This window comes from Enterococcus lemanii, assembly GCF_016909125.1.
GTDB lineage: Bacteria > Bacillota > Bacilli > Lactobacillales > Enterococcaceae > Enterococcus_I > Enterococcus_I lemanii.
The window spans coordinates 24,083-46,161 of the sequence record NZ_JAFBFD010000018.1 but is presented as its reverse complement, the minus strand read 5'-3'; the positions used below and the strand labels follow the sequence as shown (position 1 = coordinate 46,161).

The window sequence follows — 22,079 nt, the reverse complement described above, 5'->3', positions numbered from 1 at the left end:
TTTCGGTTCTTTTTGAATGGCTGGAGAATTCAAGGTCACGCTTTCGTTTCTGTCGTCGTTGTTATAAAATAAATGAGAAGTTTAAATAAAAGAAAGCAAAAGAGGGTAAAAATGTTGAATTCGTATGAAAAAATAATGGAAAGAACAAAGTGGTTTCGTCAAGATCGTTTTGGGTTATTTATTCACTGGGGATTGTATGCGATTCCAGGTCGTGGAGAATGGGTTAAAACTTATGAAAAAATGACGAATGAGGAGTACAATCAGTATTTTGAAGCGTTTAACCCAACGGAATATGATCCGAAAAAATGGGCAAAAGCGGCGAAAAAAGCGGGGATGAAATATGTTGTTTTGACGGCAAAACATCATGATGGCTTTTGTTTGTTTGATAGTCAATATACCGATTTTAAGTCAACGAATACCGCTATTAAGCGTGATTTAGTTGCTGAATATGTCGAAGCGTTACGAGAAGAAGAGTTGAAAGTTGGTTTGTATTTTAGCTTAATTGATTGGCATCATCCCGATTACCCGAAGTACAATGACTGGCATCATCCCATGCGAGGAGTAGCGACTTATCAAAATGAAACGATTGATTTTGATAATTATCTCGACTTTATGCATAAGCAAGTTGAAGAGTTAGTGACAAATTATGGTAAACTCGATATTTTATGGTTTGATTTTTCTTATGACGAAATGACTGGGGAGAAATGGCAGGCCGAAAAATTAATGGCGATGGTTCGTAAACACCAACCGGATGTCGTCATTGACAATCGTTTAGAAACATCAGGTGAAGCTTTTGGTAGTATCGTTTCAGCGCAACCAAGTAACTATTCGGGTGACTTCTTTAGTCCAGAACAACTTTTACCCCCAGAAGGCATTAAAAACCAAGCGGGGCAGCCAATCCCTTGGGAATTATGTATTACCATGAATAATAATTGGGGATATAATCCAATGGATAAAGATTACAAGTCAAGTAAGACGTTAATTCGCAAATTGGTTGAATGCGTTAGTAAAAATGGCAATATGCTTTTAAACATTGGGCCAGATGCTAAAGGGAGAATAAATCAAGAAAGTTTCGCTATTTTAAATGATTTTGAGCAGTGGATGAATGACCACGATGAGTCGATTACAGGTTGTGGAAAAGCAAACGACTTACCAAAACCAGAATGGGGTTACTATACCCAAAACGCCAATATTTTGTATGCCCATGTTTTTGAACAACCCATTGGACCGCTAGCAATGGTTGGTTTGAAAAAAGATAAAATAAAACGGGCGTCCTTACTGAGTGATGGTAGTGAAATAAAAATTTCAAATAGTTGGACGACAAAAGCGTTTGATGATGTTACGTATTTAGAATTTGGCGGCGTTTCTCACTATACGTATCCACTTCCTAATGCGATTGATACGGTAATTAAAATTGAACTTTTTGATTAAGTGAATAAAAAAGAGATCGTTAGACAATTTGAAAGTCTAGCGATTTCTTTTTTTGTTAAAGATACTTGCGTCCCTCACGAATACTTAGTGCACTTAGTTGTGGCTTATTTTCTTGAATAAAATCGGTAACCCAAGCCGGATTGGTTTTACTATAATCTCTTAAGCTCCAACCAATCGCTTTATTGATAAAAAACTCGGTCTGGTTGAGATTATTACTTAAAATTTGATGCAATAAAGTTGTATCCATTCGTTCTTTTAAGAGCAACTGGTGTAAAATGGCGACGCGTCTTAACCAAAAATTTTCGGCAGTACTCCACTCAAGCATGGTCGTTTTTAACTCAGGGAAAGCCAAAACCAGCACACGCACAATGGCATTTAAAGCATCCACGCTATCCCACCAAGCTTTTTCAGTAATCAGTTTTTGTATTTTAGGTAAATCTTTTTTATCTAATAATTGGCGATAGTATAGTAGATAATCAATCGCTAAATATTGAAACTCTCGTTCTTCTTTTTGCCAACAAGTCTCAATAAAAGCCCAATCAATCTGTTTTACTTCATTTTGTTTAAAATAATTTTTGCTAATTTCTCGTCGTTTAGGCGTTGGAATACCTAAAAAAGGAAATTGGTTCCGCATGTAAGCAGCCATTTGGCCCGATTTTTCAGTATTTGCTTGGTTAAAAAAAGTTTCAAAAATATCCATCAGCGCTTTCTCCTTTATTCGCTTTTAAAAGTAAATTTCAACGTAACCGGATTATGATCAGAATTTGCAAATTCTAAATCAGAAACGACGACTTGCTGCACTTCAATGTTATCTGAAACAAGAAAGCCATCGATTAGTGAAACAAAGCTTGTTTTTTGGTCATAGGGAACACCGTTTTCTCGCACGCTTGGAATTTTTGCTTCAACTAGCCCTGTTTTAGCAATGGAAAAATGATCCGGCAATAAGTTTTCTGGAAAAGGTTGCGTCCAAGTTTGAATTGTATCGCTCGTTTCAAAAATGGCGGGACTATTACCAAGCAAATCATGATTAAAATCGCCGCCAACGATGACACTGCGCCCTGCTTCGTATTCACTGGTCATGAGTGCGGCTAATTTTTTGATCTGGGCATCTAGCACACTCGTATCTTTTGTAAAAGCAGATAAGTGCACGTTGATTAAAGTAATTGGATGATGATCAAAAGTAGTTTGTGTCACAGTAAACGCCCGATCTAAATCAAAGTATTTATTAAAATTGGTTTCGATAGGCAAAGAAAACCGGGTGCTTTTTTCAAGCGGAAACAAACTGAGCGTGAAGAGACCCGATTGCGAGCGACCAATCGGACGTGTAATTGGGTAAAATAAATAACTAGAGTCGTAATTTTGTCCAAAGGTATAATGATAAGTTGGTAAGGCATCGCTTAAATAAGCGACTTCATTTATTTTATAAGAGCGATGTGCCCAAGTATCGACTTCTTGAAGTAAAAAAGCATCGGAATGAAGGGTTTCTAGCGTATTAGCGATTCCACTTAAATTATCTAAGACATTTTCTTGGCTGTAAGCCCGCGAGTATTTCCCACCATCCATAAAAAAAGTATAGTCAGCTGGATAAGCTGCGTAACCAATATTAAAACTTGTAACTTGATAGGTCTGTTTTGGTGAAGTTAGACTTGTCTTTTGATTAACAATGGCCAACTCCTGTTTGTCAGGGAGCCGCTTATAATCGACAAGTAAATAAACGAGATAAGTAGCCAGAACAAGAATGAACAAGAAAAGAAAAATGATTGTGTAGCGTAGACCTTGCTTCATTGAAACACCTCCAGTTATAATAAGTTTAGTATAACACAGCGAAAAACGAAGGAGCATTCAGATGAATTTAAGTGAGCAAATAAAAAATTATCAGCCATTTAACGAACAAGAGGTACAAGACAAAAAAACACTTCTTGCGTTAATAAAAGAAAAAGGACTCGAAAATTTATTAACACGTGAAAATTCTCTGGCTCATTTGACGGCTTCTGCTTGGGTAGTTAACGCAGATCATCAAAAAGTCTTAATGGCTTATCATAATTTGTATGATTCTTGGTCGTGGCTTGGCGGACACGCGGACGGGCAAGCGGATTTACTTGCCGTTGCTTTAAAAGAAGTAACAGAGGAAAGCGGCTTAACAAAACTGCAACCGATTTTAAACGAAATTTTTTCTTTAGAAATTTTGACTGTTGATGGACATGAGAAAAAGGGTGTCTATCTTTCTTCACATTTGCATTTGAATGTGACTTATTTAATTGAAGCCAGTGAAGAAGAGCCTTTAACGATCAAGCCAGATGAAAACAGCCAAGTCGCTTGGTTTTTCCGTGATCAAGCAGTCGCAGCATCGAGTGAGCCGTGGTTCCAAACGCGAATTTATACAAAATTAAATCAAAAACTTGCTAGTTATTTTGAAAAAAATAACTGATAACATCATTTAGGAGGAAAAATGACAAATAAACATTATTTTAAACGCGGATTGATTGTCGTTATAGGTTCTTTTATTATGGGAATTGGCATTTATTTGACGATGCTCTCGCAACTAGGCAATGATCCATTAACGATGTTTTGGATTGGTGTCTCCAAGCAACTATCATTAACAGTCGGACAAGCCAATTTACTCGTCAGTGGGATTATGTTATTTATTGTTTTCTTTTTTCAACGTAAAGAGCTTTCAGTTGGTAGTCTTTTAAATCCGGTTGTGATTGCATTAACGACAGATTTACTTGTAAAATTACCGATTGAAGCATCGAATTGGCCGCTGCGTTTGGCCTTTTTTTTAGTTGGGATTGTCTTATTGTCTTTTGGTGTTGCCTTTTATGCTTTGGCCGATTTTGGTCGGGGTGCTTATGAAGCAGTCACGTTTACCCTTATCCATCAATTAAAATTATCGGTTCGAACGGTTCGAATTGGTTGTGATTTGACGTTTGCGATTGCCGGGATTTTACTAGGGGCACAACTTTCAATTGGACCCGTTTTAGCGATATTACTAATGGGGACTTTGATTCAATTTTTCATCCAGCGCCTTGTTCAACCAATTCAACGCTATCTAACCTAAGCAACAAACGGCCCATTTTGTTTAATGGGTTATTTTTTTTATTTGTGTTATGCTAGGTTAGATTCAGCACAAGTGCCATAAAAAAGAAAACAAAGGTGAAGTAACATGGAACAAAGCAAACATCGACCAAAACCAATACTAGAAGGTTTGCGTCCCTATCCGATTGAAGGGCGAAAAACCTTAACGGTAAAAAATCGGCAAGAAATCTACCAACGCCTAACTAAGCCTCAGCGTGAATTGATTGAAAAGCATAAAAAATATAAAATGGGCTCATTCTTTTTAGAAAAACAATATTTAAAAGCAGAAGAGTGGGACTTTCACACACTGAATGTTGATGAAAATTATAATCAAAAATTAAAAAAATACCACTTGTACTGTCAATGTGGCAAACCCGTTAAATATCAATTTGTACTAAAGTCAAAAACAACCAATGAGAAAATTCATTTAGGGATTACCCATTTTACGGATCACTTAGGGGTAACGCCAGCGGTTGCGAGTGAAATAAAAAAAGGCTTAAACCAAGTTGATTTAGCTCTTGATGAGATTCTTTGGTTAAAAGATCGTCGCTATTTCTTTCCACAAGACTTATGGCAAAAATACCTCATTGCACTGCACAAAAACGAACGTTTAGTTCACCCAGTTCCCGTTAATTTAGTTTTAACTCAACGCGTTTGGGCCTTTTTTGAAGTGGATATGCCGATTTTTGTGGCCGATTATTTAGCAATCATCCAAGATATTCGTGCAATTGATAAAGCGTTTCAAAAAGGGACGAAAAAACAAGCCATCCAAAATTTTGAAACATTCAAAAATCACTTTGTTCAACAACTCCAGCCAAAATCAGTCGCTAAAAAAGAATATTTACCTGAAACAAAAACTCTCTTTGCTCAATTTATGCAACTAGAGGAAGAAAAAATAGCCCAAGTTTGGTTAGAGCTGCAACAATTAATGGTGCAAAATCAAGAAAAAAATAAAGGAGGAGATTCCATCGCCTAGAAGATACCACGGCCCTTATTTGGCTTTAAAAACCCATCATTTAATGGTGCCTTATACCCAACAACCCCGTCGTGTTCGCGTATTACTTCCGGTAAATTATGAAGAGAACACTACGAAGACGTATCCCGTAGTCTATATGCACGATGGCCAAAATGTCATCCATTCAAGAGAATCGTATTCGGGGTACTCGTGGAAAGTGATTCCGCATTTAAAATTTAACCCAAATCTGCCAGAACTAATTATTGTAGCCATTGACAATGACGGTGAAAATCGTTTAGATGAATACACGCCTTGGCCATTTCCTCATTTGGAAAATATAGCGTCTCGTCATTTAGGTGGTTTAGGTAAAAAATATGGTAAGTGGGTAGTCGAAGAAGTCAAACCCTTTATTGATGCCCACTATCGAACAAAACAAGCAGCTGATCAAACTTTTTTAGCGGGAAGTTCTTTAGGTGGGCTAATCACTGCGTACATGGGAGCGGCTTATCCCGATGTTTTTGGTGTTTTAGGCGTCTTTTCTTTAGCATCTTGGGTCCAAGAAGAAGCTTTCTTGCATTATATTCAACATCAAAAAATCAATCCAACAACCAAAGTGTATATTCAAGTAGGCACAAAAGAAGGAAATGAAACCGACGAAAGTTTTATGGCCGGCAATATGGATCAAAAATATATTGATAGCAGTTTATGGTACTATCAAACCCTCTTAAAAACAGGTGCTGCACAAGAACAACTTTGGTTAAGGATATTAGCCGATGAAACGCATTACGAAAAATACTGGGCCGATCATTTTGGTGAATTTTTAGAATTTGGCTTTAGTCAATAAAAGGCATCCGCCCGCCATTAAACTATTGCTTAATGTCTACTGATTAATAAAAATACCCAAACGATGGTTAAATTCGCCATCGTTTGGGTATTTCTATGTTTAAATGATTCCTTGTTCAGCAAGTTTGCCTAAGTAGTAAGGCATTTGAACGCGCCACCACTCCCAGTCGTGGGCAACATCATGCCCCCAATAGTCAAACCAAGCAGGAATGTTTTTGTTAGAAAAAATTTGTTGGAGTCTTTTCGTATCCGCAATATGAGGGCCTTCCCATGCGCCTTGTCCAACACAAATGATAAAGTTGTTTCGGCGATAGTGCTCGATAAACCAAGCATCTTGTAAATTAGGCAAATAATCAATCGGTGAATTGAAGTAAACACTCGGGCTATTACCGTAATCACCAGTGAAAAATTTTGCATCGTATGAACCACTTAAGGCAATACTCGTATCAAAAACATCGGGATGACGTAAAGCAAAGTTTACTGTATGGTAAGCGCCCATACTACAACCGGTTGCTATTAGTGCGCCATGCCACTGACTTTCATAGCGAATGAGTGGGACAAGTTCTTGAATAATATATTGATCGTAACGGTCATGCGCTTGCCCCATTGCTTCGGGTGATTTCCAAGTCGCAAACCAAGACGCTTGATCATAAGAATCAGGCGTATAAAATTTAACCAGCCCTTGTTCGATAAAAGGCCGACAAGCTTCGATCATACCAAAATCACCATACTCGTTTTGGCTACCACCAGATGATGGGAAAACGACAATTGGTTTACCGGCATGGCCATAAACATTAAAGTAGACTTCTTGTTGTAAAAAATGACTATATTGACTTCTTCTTTCAAAATGCATATTTTTTCCTCCTAAGCGCGTTGATGAATCAGTTGAATAAACTCAAATAGTTGAGTTTTGGATGGGGTGCGAATTAAATAACCTTCATCGCCCATAATTTGAGCAAAAATACCTGGGATGGTTTGAATGCTAATCAGTCCCATTCCAATTTTTTCTTTTAATTCAGCATTTGTATATTGGTAACGATGCTGTCCGTATTTACGTGAGACATACGCGCAGTGGTAAGGCCGGGTCACGTCAGCTAAAAACTGATTATGCGCAACAACATTCGCGTATTCTTGGAAAACATCAATGTCGTTCGCGTAGTTAAACATATCAATCGTCAAGCCACCTGGCGGGCGCATATTTACTTCTAAAGGAATTAAGCGACCTTCTTTTTTAGTACGGAAAAACTCAAGATGAAAGAACCGCTCTTTTACTTCAAACGCTTTGACAATGTTCATCCCCATTTGATAAATATCTTCTGGAATTTCTCTTGGAATATAGTAGAACATGTCATCATTTTTTTCTAACGTATCTAAAACCGCTTCACTATAGTTTAATGTCGAATAAAAAACGACTTTTCCATCTTGGTCCGCGATACCATCAAAAGTCACGATGTCTCCTAAAATAAACTCTTCCATAATATAAGTCACATCAGGTTGGTAATACGTGAAAAAAGTTTTTAATTCTTCTTCAGAATGAATTTTGTACGTATCGCTTGCACCAACGCCACGATTCGGTTTGATGATGACTGGATAATTTAATTCTTTGGCTAAGGCTAGGGCATCAGCTTGGTCGGTAAAAACACGGCCTTTTGCGACCGTTAATCCAAGTGAACGAAAAATTTCTTTCATACCTGATTTTGTTTGGATTTTTGGCAAATCTTCAATCTGATAACCAGGGATGTTAAAATCCGTTCTTAAGCGAGCGTCGAGACTTAACCAGTGCTCATTGTGTGATTCAATCCGATCAATTTTGCCATATTTGTAAGCAAAATAAGCGACCGCTCGATAGACTTGCTGATAATCTTCCATTTGATCGACACGATAATACTCGACTAGATTTTCTTTTAACGACTGGGATAATTGTTCATAAGGAGCATCTGCAATCCCTAAAGTGCGAAAGCCTTGCTCTTTTAGGCGTTGAGCAAAAGGCGCAAAATTATCAGGAAAGTGGGGCGAAATTAAAATAAAATTTTTTTGATTTGTCATGGGACGTCACCTCGTTCATTAAAGTTTTGCTAATCATAGCACAATTATGAATAAAACTCTAATGTTTCATTTATATAATTTTAATCTATGTAAAAGTAAACGCGCGTGTGAAAACTTCATTTATAACACATCAATAAATCGTATGGACTTGAATTATTCGCTTTCTTTTTTTGTTTTTAAGTAACTAAAAAGAAGGCGTTAACAACCTTATTTAATAAGGTTTTTCATTTTAACATACTCGAAAATATATACACATTGCGTAAAATGTTGAATACGTTTACATTGGATGCATAGACCTAAGGGGGGATTTTATGAGTGAGATTCGTGGAGACATTGAAGAAGCGAAAATAAATCAAGAGCAAGACACAATGATCTATCCAGAGACAGAGATGTTAAGAAAACGATTAGAATGGTTTCAAGATTTAAAATTAGGCGTAATCTTCCATTATGGGTTGTATGCGGAAGCGGGCATTGTCGAATCTTGGCAGTTATCGGAGAAAGATTTATGGGCTAGAGAAGGACGAGAGTTTCGTAAAGATTTCAAACAACTACAATTAGATTATTGGAATTTAATTTCAAAATTTAATCCAACCCAACTAAATGCAAAAAAGTGGGCAGAAGATTGTAAAGCGGCTGGGTTTAAATATTGTATTTTTACGACGAAACATCATGATGGTTTTAACCTCTTTAATACAATGACAACCGAATATAAAGTCGGTGGGAAATTAAGTCCTTTTAAACGAGATATTTTAGCGGAAGTTTTTGATGCTTTTCGTGAGGAAGGTTTGGGAATCGGCGCCTATTATTCAAAAGCCGATTGGTACTCACCATATTATTGGTTAGATGATGACACAATCAAAGGTCGAAATGCGAGTTATGATACCGCAGCCCATCCTGAAATTTGGCAAAAATATGTCGCGTTTGTTCATGAACAAATTCGAGAAATTACACATCAGTATGGTGAAATTGACTTGCTTTGGTTAGATGGTGGTTGGTGTGGACAAGGCAAAGAAGATTTGCAAATGGATCGCTTAGCAGAAATTGCTCGTGAAAAACAACCGGAATTAATTATGGTTGATCGCATGATGGGTGGCCGTCACGAAAACTACGTCACACCAGAAAGAAAAATTCCTAGTTTAGCAGAAATTCCAACCAAAGTTTGGGAAAGTAACATTCCAATAGGAAAAGACTGGGGATATGTGCCAACAGATCGCTTCAAATCTAGTCAAGAATTGCTAGATACGTTTGTTGATGTAGTTAGCAAAGGTGGGAACTTGATTTTAGGAGTAGGACCAACACCACAAGGGACCTTTACACAAGAAGAAACGACTATTTTAAGTGAAATGGGGACTTGGGTTGACTTATATGAAGAAGGAATCTACCACACAAGAGCACAAGCAAAAGAGCGTGACAACCACTGGAAACTCACTTTCCATAAAGATGGTCAAACACATTACGCCTTTCGCAGCATTTTAGAAGATTCAACCGGTCCTTTTAGACTACAAGAAATTGAAGCCACAACGGAGGATACTGTTTTTGATTTAGCGACAGGGGAAGTGTTAAAAGTATCAGAAGACGGCACGCTTGATTTTAGTCAAATTCACCAACCCGCCATTGGTTCAATTGGCTTAAAAGTGATAAAAAATAACTAAAAAACAAGGAGGAAAAGAAATGAAATTGAGAAATAAATTAATATTCGGGTTAGGTATCTTATTATTTGGCACGTTATTGGGCGCTTGTTCATCTGGCTCAACAACAAATGGGAGCGATTCAGGTGAATCCAAAGTTAAATTAAATACGGAATCACAATTTCCAATTATTGCAGACGGTGAAGAATTAACATTAAGCATTATGGCACCAGGAATGGGCTTAGCGGAGTGGAAAGATATGCCGACGCTACAAGACTATATGAAGAAAACCGGCATTACAACAACTTACAACACGCCACCAAATGCGGACTTTTCAACAAAATTAAACTTAGCTTTTGCAGCCAATGACTTATCAGATATTATTTATGGCGCAAGTTCAAATGCTTTAACTTCAGCAATGGAAATTGATTATGGTGCACAAGGCACACTCGTTGCATTAGAAGAGTACATCACACCTGAAATTATGCCAAACTTTACAAAATTAGCTGAAGAAGATCCAGCTATTTTAAAATCGATTACGACACCAGATGGGCATATTTATTCATTACCAATGATTGCCCGAAATGCCACAGCGATTTGGTACCAACAACCAATGTGGTATAACGGTGAATGGCTAGATGCACTAGGCGTTACGGAATTACCAAAAACAACGGATGAATTATATGATTTATTAGTTCGCTTCCGTGATGAAGATCCAAACGGAAACGGCAAAAATGATGAAATTCCATTAACGGACGTTGAAATGGATGGGACGCGTTTATGGTTAATGGGTGCTTTTGGAATTAAAACACGTGGGATTCAAGAAAACGATGGGGTCGTTTCGTACACGCCAATCTCAGAAAATTATAAAGGCTTTTTACAATACATGAATAAACTTTATAAAGAAGGTTTGTTAGATAAAGAAGTTTACAGCCAGTCTGGCGACCAAAAGAAAGCAAAAGGACAAGACAATCGTTTAGGATTATTTAACGATTACTATAGCTTCTTTACAACTGGTCGTAGCGAACATGAGGCGATGAATGATCCGTTATTCCAACCATTAACTTCTGAATACTCGAAAGAAGCAGTCATTGCGGGTAGCCCACGTTTATCTCGTGCAGCCTTTGCGATAACAAAACAAAATCCATCGGTTGAAGCTTCTTTACGTTGGGTAGACTACTTCTATTCTGTTGAAGGAATTAAATACTTAGAACAAGGTCCAGAAGGCGTTTTATGGGAAAGTGCGAAAAATAGTGCAGGCGAAGAAGTTCGGGTTTACACGGATCAAGTCGATTTAAATGATACAGAAAGCTTCCGTGGTAAAATCACGCCTGCTTTTGGTTTAGTGACACCAAACATTGTGGTAGACAACGAAGGCGAATATTTAATTCGTAAAGATGCCAATGACGAACCAGATACGGCGTTTAACGAATGGGTTGCGAAAGAAACGCAAGAAAAAATGGACCCAGCAGCAGAAGTGCCATTCCCATTATTATATTTAACAAAAGAAGAAAATGATAAAGTCAGTGCAAATGCGACAGATTTAAGTACTTATGCCAAAGAAATGGAAGCAAAATTCATTACAGGCGTGACTTCTTTTGATGAATGGGATAAATACGTCAAAACGATTGAATCAATGGGTGTGGAAGATTACGTAGCAACTTACCAAGCAGCTTATGATCGTTGGGCGAAAAACTAGTTCTTAACTTTGTTCACTCTTTCAGACCTGAGGCAAAAACCGTTTGGCTTTTGTCTTAGGTCTATTCCCTTTTTAACAATAAACCAATAAGGAGCAACGACAAATGACCCATAAACAATTTGAATTTGAACGAATTCGGAAACTCTTTTATAAACTAGGACGTTATAAAGTCAAAGAACGTCAAAATCTAAGTCCTCTTCAATTGAAGCAAGAAGGCACTTGGCAAGACTATACTGCGGGCGATTATTTTGGTAAAAAAAATACACACTATGAAATCAAAGGTCGGTTTCAAATACCAGCTGCTTGGCATGATTTACCCGTTGCTTTTGAAGGATTTAGTGATTTAAGTCAATCCGATAATAGTACGAATCCACAAATGCAACTTTATTTAAATGGTGAATATTTACAAGCACTAGATGCCAATCATCGAGAAGTTGTTTTACCTGAAAAATGGAAAGAGGCAGGAGAAATTCAATTTGAAGTCAAAATTTTTTCTGGCCGCGAAGAAAAAAAGTTTCCGTTACACTTTCACTTGGTTGCGTATGATCAAGCGACTTATGATTGTTATTATGATTTAGCAACGATTTTTGATGCTTGGCGTGGTATCCAAAAGTATGGAGGCAATGCGACTTTTTATCAAGAAAAGCTTGTTGAAGCTGTTAATTGTCTTGATTTTCGTCAAGTTTATTCTGGAAATTATTATGTAGGACTAGAAAAAGCGCAAGCCATTTTGGCAACGATGAATGAAAATGTGTGTCCGAATCAGCCCAAAGTCACTGCGGTTGGGCATACACATATTGATTTGGCTTGGTTATGGACCGTTCAACAAGGAATTGATAAAGGTGAGCGCAGTTTTCAAACAGTCTTTAAATTGATGGATGAATACCCAGATTACACTTTTTTACATAGTCAGCCACAAATGTATCAATTTATGAAAGAGACGTATCCACAAATTTATGCCGAGATAAAAAAACGCATTCAAAGTGGTCGCTGGCAAGCAGAGGGTGCAATGTGGGTGGAAGCCGATTGTAACTTAACTTCAGGTGAATCGCTTGTTCGTCAAATTCTATACGGCAAACGTTTCTTTAAAGAAGAATTTGGCATTGAAAGTCAAATTTTATGGTTACCAGATGTATTTGGTTACTCAGCAGCTTTGCCTCAAATTTTAAAGAAATCAAAAACGCCTTATTTTATGACAACCAAGCTTTCTTGGAACCAATTTAATCAAATCCCTTATGATTCATTTTATTGGCAAGGAATTGATGGTTCAAAAGTATTAACGCATTTCATTACAACGGTGAGTGAACACTATAATCCAACTCCTTATTACAGTACTTATAATGGATTACTGGACCCTTATACCGTTAAAGGTAGTTTTGAGCGTTACCAACAAAAACAAGTCAATGACGAAATTTTACTGGCTTATGGTTATGGCGATGGCGGTGGTGGACCAACGCGCGAAATGTTGGAATATCAAAAGCGTTTAATGAAGCCACTGCCAGACATGCCAACGATTACAGGTGACCACGCTTTAAGTTTCTTTGAGCGTTTAAGTGAGAAACAAGCCCAATTACCGACTTGGTTTGGTGAACTTTACTTTGAATATCACCGAGGCACGTTAACGTCGATTGGTAAAAACAAAAAATACAATCGTCAAATCGAATTTTTATTACAAACACTTGAAAAACTTTACACGCAGTACGCTTTTGATCAATATCCGCAAGCAGCTCTTGAACGAATGTGGAAAGTGTTATTACTCAATCAGTTTCATGATATTTTACCGGGTAGTTCGATTGAAGAGGTCTATGAACAAACAACGCTTGAATACGAAGCGATTTTAGCCGAGTGTCAAACGCTATTGTTGCAACTACCATTGGAACCAGCAACTGACTATTATACGCTCTATAATTCCCTGGGCTTTGCTCGTCAAAGTGTAGCGAAAATCCCACTGATTGGGGCAGTCACAACGCTAGCAGGGCAAGTCTTAACGAGCCAAGTGACCCATGATCAAAAATTATTAGTGGCTTTACCAGAAGTGGGTGCTTTAGACACCGTTACTGTTCAAGTGACTGAAAAAGCAATGCCAGTAAGTCTGAAAAAACAAGTCGACAAAGCTTTTGAAACGCCTGATTTTTGTGTCGTTTTAAATGACCAATACGAAATCATTTCGTTATTTGATAAACAAGCGCAGCGAGAAATCATTCCAAGCGGCCAAGTCTTAAACCAATTGATTGCCTATGAAGACGTCCCGATGGATTATGATGCTTGGGATATTGATGTCTATTACCAAGAAAAATATTGGTTGGTTAATCAAGTCGATTCAGTTGAATGGGTTGAACAAGGACCGATTCGTGATACCTTAAACATCCGTCGTAGGTTTGAAAATTCAACGATTGACCAAATGATTCATTTTTATCATGGTACCAAGCGCATTGATTTTGAAACAAAAGTTGATTGGCATTTGCATCAAGTTTTACTCAAAGCACAAATGCCAATTGATGTAAATACCCTTGAAGCGACTTACGATATCCAGTTTGGGAACGTCCGTCGAGCCATTCATAAAAATACTACTTGGGACTGGGCACGCTTTGAAAGTTGCGGTCAAAAATGGGTTGATTTATCAGAAGGCAATTATGGTGTCAGCATTTTATCGGATAGTAAATACGGGTTTAGTGCAGATTTCCAAAAAATTGGGATTAGTTTAATTAAGTCAGCCATTGATCCTTACCCACAAGCCGATATTGGCCAACATGAATTTACTTATTCGCTTTATGCCCATGAATCTTCTTGGCAACAAGGCAAGACAATGGCTCAAGCGTTTGATTTAAATGTGCCGCTTCTTTTATTAGAAGGTCAATTAAAAGAAGAACACCCCCAAGGACTCTTCCAAATAAGTGCTTCAAATATTTTACTGGATACGGTGAAGAAAGCAGAAGACGAAGCAAGTGTGATTGTGCGACTAAACGAATTTATGAATATCCAAACAGACACGAAACTATGCAGTACGCGCCCAATCAAAGCTGCCTACTTATGTAACTTATTAGAAGAAGTGGAAGAAGACTTACTAGTCGAAGGAAATAGCGTGAAATTGAAATTTAAACCTTATGAAATCCAAACGGTAAAAATTATTTTTGCTTAATGAGGAGGCAAAACATTGTTAGACACACTTATCCAGCAAATGACTTTAAAAGAAAAAGTCGGCCAACTAAACCAACGTTTATACGGCTGGCAAACGTATGAAAAAACGGCAAATGGCATTCAATTAACGGATTACTTTAAAGAAGAAGTCAAACGTTGGGATAGCTTAGGGGTCATTTATGGGGTGTTTCGCTCGGATCCATGGTCTGAAAAAAATTTAGAAACCGGCTTAAATCAAGTCGAAGCCAAACAAGTTAGTGAAATGATTCAAGCGTATGTAAAAGAACATACGCGTTTGAAAATTCCTGTTTTGTTAACGGAAGAATGCCCCCATGGCCACCAAGGTTTAGATTCAATCACAACACCAACCAATTATGCAGTTGGCGCAAGTTGGAACCCAGCCTTATATCAAGACTTGCAAGGCATTGTTGCCGAAGAATTACGCGAAAAAGGCGCCCATGTTGGCTTAATTTCAACGCTTGATTTGTGTCGTGATCCACGCTGGGGCCGCACAGAAGAGTGTTTTAGCGAAGACCCCTATTTAGCTAGTGCTTTTACCAAAGCAGCTGTCATTGGCTTGCAAGGCGAAAAATCGGAAAAAATCCTTGCGCCACAAAAAGTCCTTGCTACCTTAAAACATTTTGCGGCACAAGGCGCTGCCATGGGAGGACACAACGCAGGTCCTGTTCCTATTGGAGAACGCGAGTTAAGAGAATTACATTTGCCGATGATGCAAGCGGGGATTGATGTCGGCGCAGTCATGTGTATGGCGGCTTATAACGATATTGATGGCGTGCCCTGCCATATTAATGAAAAACTGCTGACGGATATTTTACGGACAGAAATGGGCTTTAAAGGCGCCGTGATGGCGGATGGCTGTGCCCTTGATCGCGTGGCTGAAAGAACTGGAAAAACAAGGGCGGCCACACTCGCTTTACAAAGTGGCGTCGACATTAGCTTATGGGACAATGTGTATCCTAGTCTAGAAGAAGCCGTTTTAAGTGGTCAATTAGATGAAAAAGTTTTAGATCAAGCCGTTTATCGCGTACTCGCATTAAAAGAAAAAATGGGACTGTTTATGGCCGAAGAAAGCACGCCTGTCCATGCAACGCGCGCGCAAAAAAAAGCCGCTTTAAATATTCAAATGGCCGAAGAATCAATGGTTCTTTTGAAAAATGACGGAATCTTACCACTTACAGCGAAAACAAGTCAACGCGTCGCACTAGTTGGTCCACATATTGACAATATCTATCACCAATTAGGAGATTATACGCCGTTTAAAAAGCTAGATGATTGTATTACGCTGGCACAAGGAATCGAAATGGCGTGTAAGGAAAGTGCGATGAGTTACGCGAGTGCATATGGTTCGTTCATTTCAGCACCCTTAGAAAATGGGATGGCAGAAGCTTGCGCCTTAGCTGAACAAAGTGATGTTGTGATTGTTACCCTCGGTGGTTCCAGTGCGCGTGATTTTTCAACGGAGTTTGATGCCAATGGCGCGGCTTTGGCGGGTTCCAATGAAATGACTAGCGGTGAAAACATTGATTTAGCCGATTTGGCCATTCCAAAAGCCCAAATGGCTCTATTAAAAGCCCTACACCAGACTGGCAAGTCAATTGTAGCCGTCGTCATTAGCGGCCGTCCTCACTTGTTAAGCGCCTGTTTACCTTATGTCGATGCTTTATTATTAGCCGCTTACCCTGGACAACATGGCGGCCAAGCACTTGCGAATTTATTATTTGGTAAAAGCAGTCCGAGCGGTAAATTGGCGATTTCATTGCCAGATGAAAATGGGCAACTACCGGTTTATTATAATTATCGAGCAGCGGCTTTTAAAGAAGATTATTTAGACTTAAGTGGGCAGCCAACATTTTCATTTGGTGCCGGTCTAAGTTATACGAAGTTTGCTTTAGAAGCCGTTCAGTTGCAAAAAACGGCGCAAGGTTGGATTGTTTCAGGTCAATTGCTGAATACCGGCGATTGTGATGGCGCCGAAGTGGTTCAAATTTACATGAAGAATTATTCGACCCTTGTTTTGCCACGTGTGAAAAAACTTTGTGGTTTTGAAAAACGCTTCGTTAAACAGGGCGAAAAAGTTTCCTTTGCTATTCCAATTGACGCACAGGCATTACAAACGTTTGATTTAAATATGCAACCGACAGCAATTACGACCTTTGATTTGTCGGTTGAGATTCAGCAACAACACGTACAACTGTCTAATCAAGCCTAATCTTTTTTAGAAAAAAAGGGTTGTCCGCTAGATAAAAACAAGATAAAAAATATCCCAACGATTGAAAGTAAGAAGGGCTAGTTCGAGTAGAGCGGCCATGAACGCCTCTTTCAAATCGTTGGGATATTTGACTGTTAATAGACTGACGATACCGTTTCTTTTTTTGAATTTAGCGATGAATCGTCCGAAATTGCCCAGGCGTAACACCAACGACTTGTCGGAATTTACGAGTGAAATTAGAAACGTCGTAATAGCCATTACTTTGGATAATTTCTTTAATCGGCTCATCGGTTTCAATTAAGGCTTGCTTAATTTTTTCCATCCGAATATTCGCTAAGTATTTTGCAAAGGTCGTATCGGTCTCTTCTTTCATGATTTTATTAATTGTGGTGGAAGAAAGAGCGAAGGTTTCCGATAAGGATTCCAAGGTCAGAAAATCTGAATTATAGTGCGCTTCAATATAGCTAAACAAGGCTACTTTTAAATCGCTTTCTTCTGTTTGCACTTGTTCTTCAACCTGGCTACAAATCATTTGCGTCAGTGTTTGTAAATGCAGTTCCAAAGTTTGATAGTTATTCACATCAACCAGGACTTCTAGTTCTTGTAGCAGTTGATCTTCAGGTAAAAGGGCACTGAAGTTGGCATAGGTATTCATTAAAAAATAACTATACATTCGAAACAACTGGAAGGTCTCGCAATGAGTGATTCCATATTGAATGAGTTCTTCGAGTGTTTCAAGGGCGACGGTTTCGTTTCCTTTCGTTAAGCTTTGCATTAATTTTAATTGTTTATCTTCAGGAAAGCTAAAGGCGTAGGCACCACCGGTTTGGCCACTTGGCATATCTGTATAGTAATAAATCATTTGCGTGGCATTTTTATAGCGATAACTTAACGCGGCTAAAGCTTCAATAAACGAGTGTTTGACGGCTAAGAGATTCGAAGTTGTTGTGCCAACACCGATTGGTAAAGCGACTCCGCAAAGTTCGACTAAAGCTTCCACGAGCTCATCCAGTATTTCGATTTGAGGGCGTGTGTGATTGGTTGCAACAAGTAAGGTCAAAGCATTTTCGCCGATACATTTTGTTCCAATCCATTCAAAATCCGTTTGTTTGATTTGGTTGAGTTGTTGTAAAATTTGTTTAATCACGTGATCGCTTATACTTGTCGGTGTGTCACTAATTTCTTCTAAAGAAATAACGACTGAAAAGTAAGCCGTCTTTGAGGACTCGTTAAAACTTGCTTGAAAAAGCGACTGAGTTTTGCTTAAATCATTTAATTGTCCAGTTAAGAGTTGATGCAAAAGGCTTTCTTTAATATAGGGTTTTTGCTGTATAATTTCATCTTTTAAGTGATTATTTTCAGATAGGAAATTTGATACTTTTGAATGCAGGTCTTCAAAAGAAAGCGACTGGTTGTTGGGGCTGTCTTTGTCATGTTTTAACAATAAGGACTCAATCTTTTTATAAGGTCTTAAACTTTGTCGTGCTAAAAATAAACTCACCACAAGTCCAATAATTAACACGGCTAAAATAAGATAAATAGATAATTTATAGACTTGTGAAATTTTGGCTAAAGCAACTTTCGTATTTACAATTGCAAGGTATCTTAACTGTAAGCTATTGTTAACAATCGATTGAACGGTAAAGGTTTCGTTCCCTTGTTTGATTTTTGCCGGTAAAGTGCTTTTGTTTTCAAATTTATTGGCCAAAGAAGACTCCAAGGTAGACGCTTGTCGACTAAAGGACAGGATTTGTTGGTTGGCATCAATTAAATAAAAGTATTGATGCTCAATTTCTGATAAAGGAGCAAACAAATTATCCATCGCGGCTTTTTTGATGATAAAAAGCATCGTTGCTTGGTGAGAACCAAAACTATCGGTGGTCGGCACGCTATAAAAGAACGTTTGCCCCTCTGCCTGTTGTTGATCAATGCTTGAAAAAACAGGGGCTGTTTGATTTAAAAAAGTAATGAGTTCATCTTTACTGATGGTCATTTTGCGAAGGGCTAGTAAATCCTTAATTTCGGTACTGCCATTTGGCGAATAAAGCTTTGTTTGGTCGTCTGGGTAAAAAAGATAAATTTGTTCAATAAAAGCATTGTTTAGCCGGTATTTTAATAAGGCTGAGCGACTAGCAATGGTTTCGTAAGGATCGGCTAATTTCGAAAGAGAAATCGCTGAATCGTAAGGCAATTGTTGTGCCAGTAAATCGAGTTGCGTTAAATCGCTTTCAAAGGAAGCTTTGGATTGTAACAAAACATTTTTAGTCGATAATTCGACTTGCTTCATGACACTTTGTTTTGAAGTGGCGTACCAGACAAGGGACATCGGAATGAAAATCAAAGCAAAGAAAAAGATATAGCTAAAAATGGAATACTGTGTAATATTTAATTTCTTCATAAAATTCATGTAAAAAGCTCCTTAGGCAATCAAGCGTTTTATTCGCTACTATTATAGCAGAAAAAGTAACAGAAAAAAGCAAAGTGGGAGAAAATAAAGAAAGTCTTCTTCTTTATGCTACAAAGAAAAAGACTTCTTATCTAGTTGCGAAAGTCTTTCTTTTGATAAAAGAAAAAACTTAAGCCAAGCAATAGTAGGCTCACAATGAGGATCCACCATTGATTTGATAACCCATTAACTAAAAGGTTCGCCGGAATTCCTTGGGAAATCGGCGAAATTTCACCTAAAAAATGAAGTTTATCAAAGAGATTGGCCAAGATTCCCATTAGATAAAACCCAAAAATCACACTTAAAGTCACACCGGTGCTTTGTTTGACGTTTTTTAAAAAAGTTGAAAAAAAGAAGCCTAAACATAAAAAGAAAAACAAAGAAAAGAATTCACCGCAATAGATGATACGAACACCACGGATAATTTCAGCAGTTGCATCACTTTTTTCTTTAAAAAACCATAAAAATAGGCTGGTCGCAAAGGCATTGACTACCCAAAACAAAGCCAATTGAAGCAAAGAAACAAGTAATTTCCACTGAACAATTTGCCAACGTGCAATTGGTTGGGCATATAAAAAATCAATGGTCCCATCGCTTTCTTCTCGAATTAGTCCTTGAGTGCCAAGGAGCATCGCATAAATACAAGCAGCTAGATAAAGGTATTGAAAATAATAAGCAAAATAACCAACCGGGGTCATCATGCTGGCCGGTCCACTTAAGGCAATGTTAAAAGTTCCTAGCAGACTATCTGGTAAACTAGCCATCATTTGTTCCATGGATTGCTTTAAAACGGGGGTAAACATTTGGGGATAAATCGCTGAAAAAATCAGCAATAAACTTAAAAAAGTACTCAGCCAAATTATCAACGCTTTTTGTTGATTGCGCCATTCGATTTTAAAAAGTGTCATCATAAACCCCTCCTTCATAAAGTGCCATAAACTGCTCTTCAATACTAGGGATGCTTACTTGAAAGTCCACAATCTCCGGTCGATTTAAAAACTGCAGTAACTCATTTTTAGAACCGGTATAAAGCGTCTGCCATTCGTTTTGTTGTTGGGCGATTACTTTAAATGAAGCAGGGAAATCCTTTTTTTGAATCGTTGGTGCAGTGAAAGTAACTAGTTTTCCCAAAGCACTTTCTTCAGCCATTGATTGTACAGTGATGAGTTTTCCTTGCCGAATAAACGCAGCACGATGCGCATTTTCTTGAATTTCATTGAGTTGATGGCTGGATAAAAAAACCGTAATCCCTTGTTGATTACGGGTTTTGATTTCACTAAATAAGCGCCGCTGCATTAAAGGGTCAAGTCCGCTAGTTGGCTCATCTAAGATTAATAATCGTGGTTCAGGTAATAAACTACAAGCTAAAGCGATTTTTTTGCGATTGCCTAAAGACAATTCTGCCACTTTTTTTTGGGGGTGCATTTCAAATAGCTCAAGTAAATACTGAATTTTTGGGCTAGCTTGCTGGATTTGGTGAAAATTCGCGACGGCTTGTAGGAGCTCCATGGCAGAAAAATTTGGATAAAAACGCACCTCAGAGGAAACATAACCGGTCACGGTTCGAATTTCTTTGGCTTGTTTTTGGCTATCATAACCAAAAATACTCAGCTTTCCTTGTGTCGGTTTAATAAAATCAAGGAGTGCTTTAATGGTCGTCGATTTCCCGGATCCGTTTGGTCCGATAAATCCATAAATTTCTCCTTCTTCAACCGTCAAAGAGAGTTCGCTTACGGCAAGGGTTTCTCGGTATTTTTTGGAAAAAGACTCAATTTTGATTGCTGGCATTTTTTCCCCCTCTTTTTCACTTCTTTGAAAGTAATGATTTCTTTGCCTTCATTTTACTTTGAAAAGAACGTAAAAGTCAAAACATCGATAGGCAACCAAAGCGCTTTTTCTTTTTTTCGCGTATACTAAAAGGGCAGCGGATGATGAGGAGGAATGAAAATGATCGATGTGAAGATGTTGGGCATGATTTTTTTAATTAATTTTACCTACGTAACGGTGAGTACCATTCGTTTGATGCTGATGATGAAAGGGTATCGCTTGTTGGCGCCGTTACTTAGTATGGTTGAAATCACGATTTACGTATTGGGCTTATCACTTGTTTTAGATCGTTTGGATAACTTATTCAATTTATTTGTCTATGCCTTAGGTTTTGGGGTCGGCATTTTAATGGGAATTAAAATTGAGGATTATTTAGCATTGGGGTACATTATGACTACCGTTATCTTACCAAGTAATTCCCAAGAAGAACGAACGTTGCCAAATGTGTTAAGAGAAAATGGCTATGGCGTGACTCAAAGTATGGGGGAGGGCTTAGCTGGCCCGCGTGTTATTTTAGAGATTTTAGCCTTACGTAAAAATGAACGCAATTTGTATCAAATCATTCAAGAAGTAGAACCCCGGGCTTTTATTATTACTTATGAGCCGAAGTATATTTCAGGTGGTTTCTGGAGCAAAAAAGTGCAAAAAAGGCTAAGAAAATAAGGGGCATAAAAGACCTATAAAAAGGTAGACCAAAAATATTTGTGTATAAAAAAACTGAGACTCCAAAAAAAATTAGACTAAAAATCTAACTTTTTTGG

At 38.0% G+C, this 22,079-nt stretch carries 17 protein-coding genes; 10 read left to right on the top strand and 7 right to left on the bottom strand.

Going from position 1 to position 22,079, the window contains the following annotated elements:
- Nucleotides 1-111 precede the first annotated feature (111 nt).
- Entirely contained in the window at nucleotides 112-1,431 is a 1,320-nt protein-coding gene (locus JOD14_RS06600) for an alpha-L-fucosidase (protein WP_204654048.1), read from the top strand.
- Nucleotides 1,432-1,486: 55 nt separating this feature from the next.
- Here the strand turns inward: JOD14_RS06600 and JOD14_RS06595 are convergent, their stop codons facing one another.
- Together JOD14_RS06595 and JOD14_RS06590 are read right to left on the bottom strand one after the other, a co-directional pair.
- Nucleotides 1,487-2,131 (bottom strand): DNA alkylation repair protein, encoded by a 645-nt coding sequence (locus tag JOD14_RS06595; protein WP_204654047.1) that lies wholly within the window; start codon nucleotides 2,129-2,131, stop codon nucleotides 1,487-1,489.
- 14 nt (nucleotides 2,132-2,145) lie between these two features.
- The gene (locus JOD14_RS06590) at nucleotides 2,146-3,216 is read right to left on the bottom strand and encodes an endonuclease/exonuclease/phosphatase family protein (RefSeq protein ID WP_204654046.1); all 1,071 of its coding nucleotides are present in this window, start codon (nucleotides 3,214-3,216) and stop codon (nucleotides 2,146-2,148) included.
- A gap of 61 nt (nucleotides 3,217-3,277) precedes the next feature.
- Between JOD14_RS06590 and JOD14_RS06585 the strand changes: the two genes are divergently transcribed.
- From JOD14_RS06585 to JOD14_RS06570, 4 genes are all read left to right on the top strand, one after another.
- Nucleotides 3,278-3,859, top strand: coding sequence for an NUDIX hydrolase (locus JOD14_RS06585; RefSeq protein WP_204654045.1), 582 nt, complete (start codon nucleotides 3,278-3,280; stop codon nucleotides 3,857-3,859).
- A gap of 21 nt (nucleotides 3,860-3,880) precedes the next feature.
- On the top strand, nucleotides 3,881-4,489 hold the full coding sequence (locus tag JOD14_RS06580) for a YczE/YyaS/YitT family protein (protein ID WP_204654044.1): 609 nt from the start codon (nucleotides 3,881-3,883) through the stop codon (nucleotides 4,487-4,489).
- Between the two features lie 105 nt (nucleotides 4,490-4,594).
- Entirely contained in the window at nucleotides 4,595-5,482 is an 888-nt protein-coding gene (locus tag JOD14_RS06575) for a hypothetical protein (protein ID WP_204654043.1), read from the top strand.
- On the top strand, nucleotides 5,469-6,305 hold the full coding sequence (locus JOD14_RS06570) for an alpha/beta hydrolase (RefSeq protein ID WP_379962458.1): 837 nt from the start codon (nucleotides 5,469-5,471) through the stop codon (nucleotides 6,303-6,305). Before JOD14_RS06575 ends, JOD14_RS06570 begins: the two co-directional genes overlap by 14 nt.
- A 99-nt stretch (nucleotides 6,306-6,404) precedes the next feature.
- Here JOD14_RS06570 and JOD14_RS06565 read toward each other — a convergent pair whose 3' ends face one another.
- Both JOD14_RS06565 and JOD14_RS06560 read right to left on the bottom strand, forming a co-directional pair.
- Nucleotides 6,405-7,157, bottom strand: coding sequence for an esterase family protein (locus JOD14_RS06565; protein WP_204654042.1), 753 nt, complete (start codon nucleotides 7,155-7,157; stop codon nucleotides 6,405-6,407).
- An 11-nt stretch (nucleotides 7,158-7,168) separates the two neighbouring features.
- On the bottom strand, nucleotides 7,169-8,350 hold the full coding sequence (locus JOD14_RS06560) for an ATP-grasp domain-containing protein (protein ID WP_204654041.1): 1,182 nt from the start codon (nucleotides 8,348-8,350) through the stop codon (nucleotides 7,169-7,171).
- A gap of 311 nt (nucleotides 8,351-8,661) precedes the next feature.
- Here JOD14_RS06560 and JOD14_RS06555 point away from each other — a divergent pair, with 311 nt between their 5' ends.
- The 4 genes from JOD14_RS06555 to JOD14_RS06540 all read left to right on the top strand — a co-directional run bounded on the left by JOD14_RS06555 (nucleotide 8,662) and on the right by JOD14_RS06540 (nucleotide 17,045).
- Nucleotides 8,662-10,002 (top strand): alpha-L-fucosidase, encoded by a 1,341-nt coding sequence (locus tag JOD14_RS06555; protein ID WP_204654040.1) that lies wholly within the window; start codon nucleotides 8,662-8,664, stop codon nucleotides 10,000-10,002.
- A 19-nt stretch (nucleotides 10,003-10,021) separates the two neighbouring features.
- Nucleotides 10,022-11,677, top strand: coding sequence for a type 2 periplasmic-binding domain-containing protein (locus JOD14_RS06550; protein ID WP_204654039.1), 1,656 nt, complete (start codon nucleotides 10,022-10,024; stop codon nucleotides 11,675-11,677).
- A 103-nt stretch (nucleotides 11,678-11,780) separates the two neighbouring features.
- Complete coding sequence (locus JOD14_RS06545; protein ID WP_204654038.1) at nucleotides 11,781-14,816, top strand: alpha-mannosidase; 3,036 nt, start codon at nucleotides 11,781-11,783, stop codon at nucleotides 14,814-14,816.
- 15 nt (nucleotides 14,817-14,831) lie between these two features.
- Nucleotides 14,832-17,045, top strand: coding sequence for a glycoside hydrolase family 3 N-terminal domain-containing protein (locus JOD14_RS06540; protein ID WP_239576120.1), 2,214 nt, complete (start codon nucleotides 14,832-14,834; stop codon nucleotides 17,043-17,045).
- 169 nt (nucleotides 17,046-17,214) lie between these two features.
- Here JOD14_RS06540 and JOD14_RS06535 read toward each other — a convergent pair whose 3' ends face one another.
- The 3 genes from JOD14_RS06535 to JOD14_RS06525 form a co-directional block, all read right to left on the bottom strand.
- Entirely contained in the window at nucleotides 17,215-19,452 is a 2,238-nt protein-coding gene (locus JOD14_RS06535; RefSeq protein ID WP_204654037.1) for a helix-turn-helix domain-containing protein, read from the bottom strand.
- A gap of 131 nt (nucleotides 19,453-19,583) precedes the next feature.
- On the bottom strand, nucleotides 19,584-20,399 hold the full coding sequence (locus JOD14_RS06530) for an ABC transporter permease subunit (protein ID WP_204654036.1): 816 nt from the start codon (nucleotides 20,397-20,399) through the stop codon (nucleotides 19,584-19,586).
- Nucleotides 20,386-21,279 (bottom strand): ABC transporter ATP-binding protein, encoded by an 894-nt coding sequence (locus JOD14_RS06525; RefSeq protein WP_204654035.1) that lies wholly within the window; start codon nucleotides 21,277-21,279, stop codon nucleotides 20,386-20,388. The genes JOD14_RS06530 and JOD14_RS06525 overlap by 14 nt, the downstream gene beginning before the upstream one ends.
- A 159-nt stretch (nucleotides 21,280-21,438) precedes the next feature.
- On the opposite strand from JOD14_RS06525, the gene JOD14_RS06520 reads away from it, so the two are divergent.
- The gene (locus JOD14_RS06520; protein WP_204654034.1) at nucleotides 21,439-21,981 is read left to right on the top strand and encodes a DUF2179 domain-containing protein; all 543 of its coding nucleotides are present in this window, start codon (nucleotides 21,439-21,441) and stop codon (nucleotides 21,979-21,981) included.
- Nucleotides 21,982-22,079: the final 98 nt, after the last annotated feature.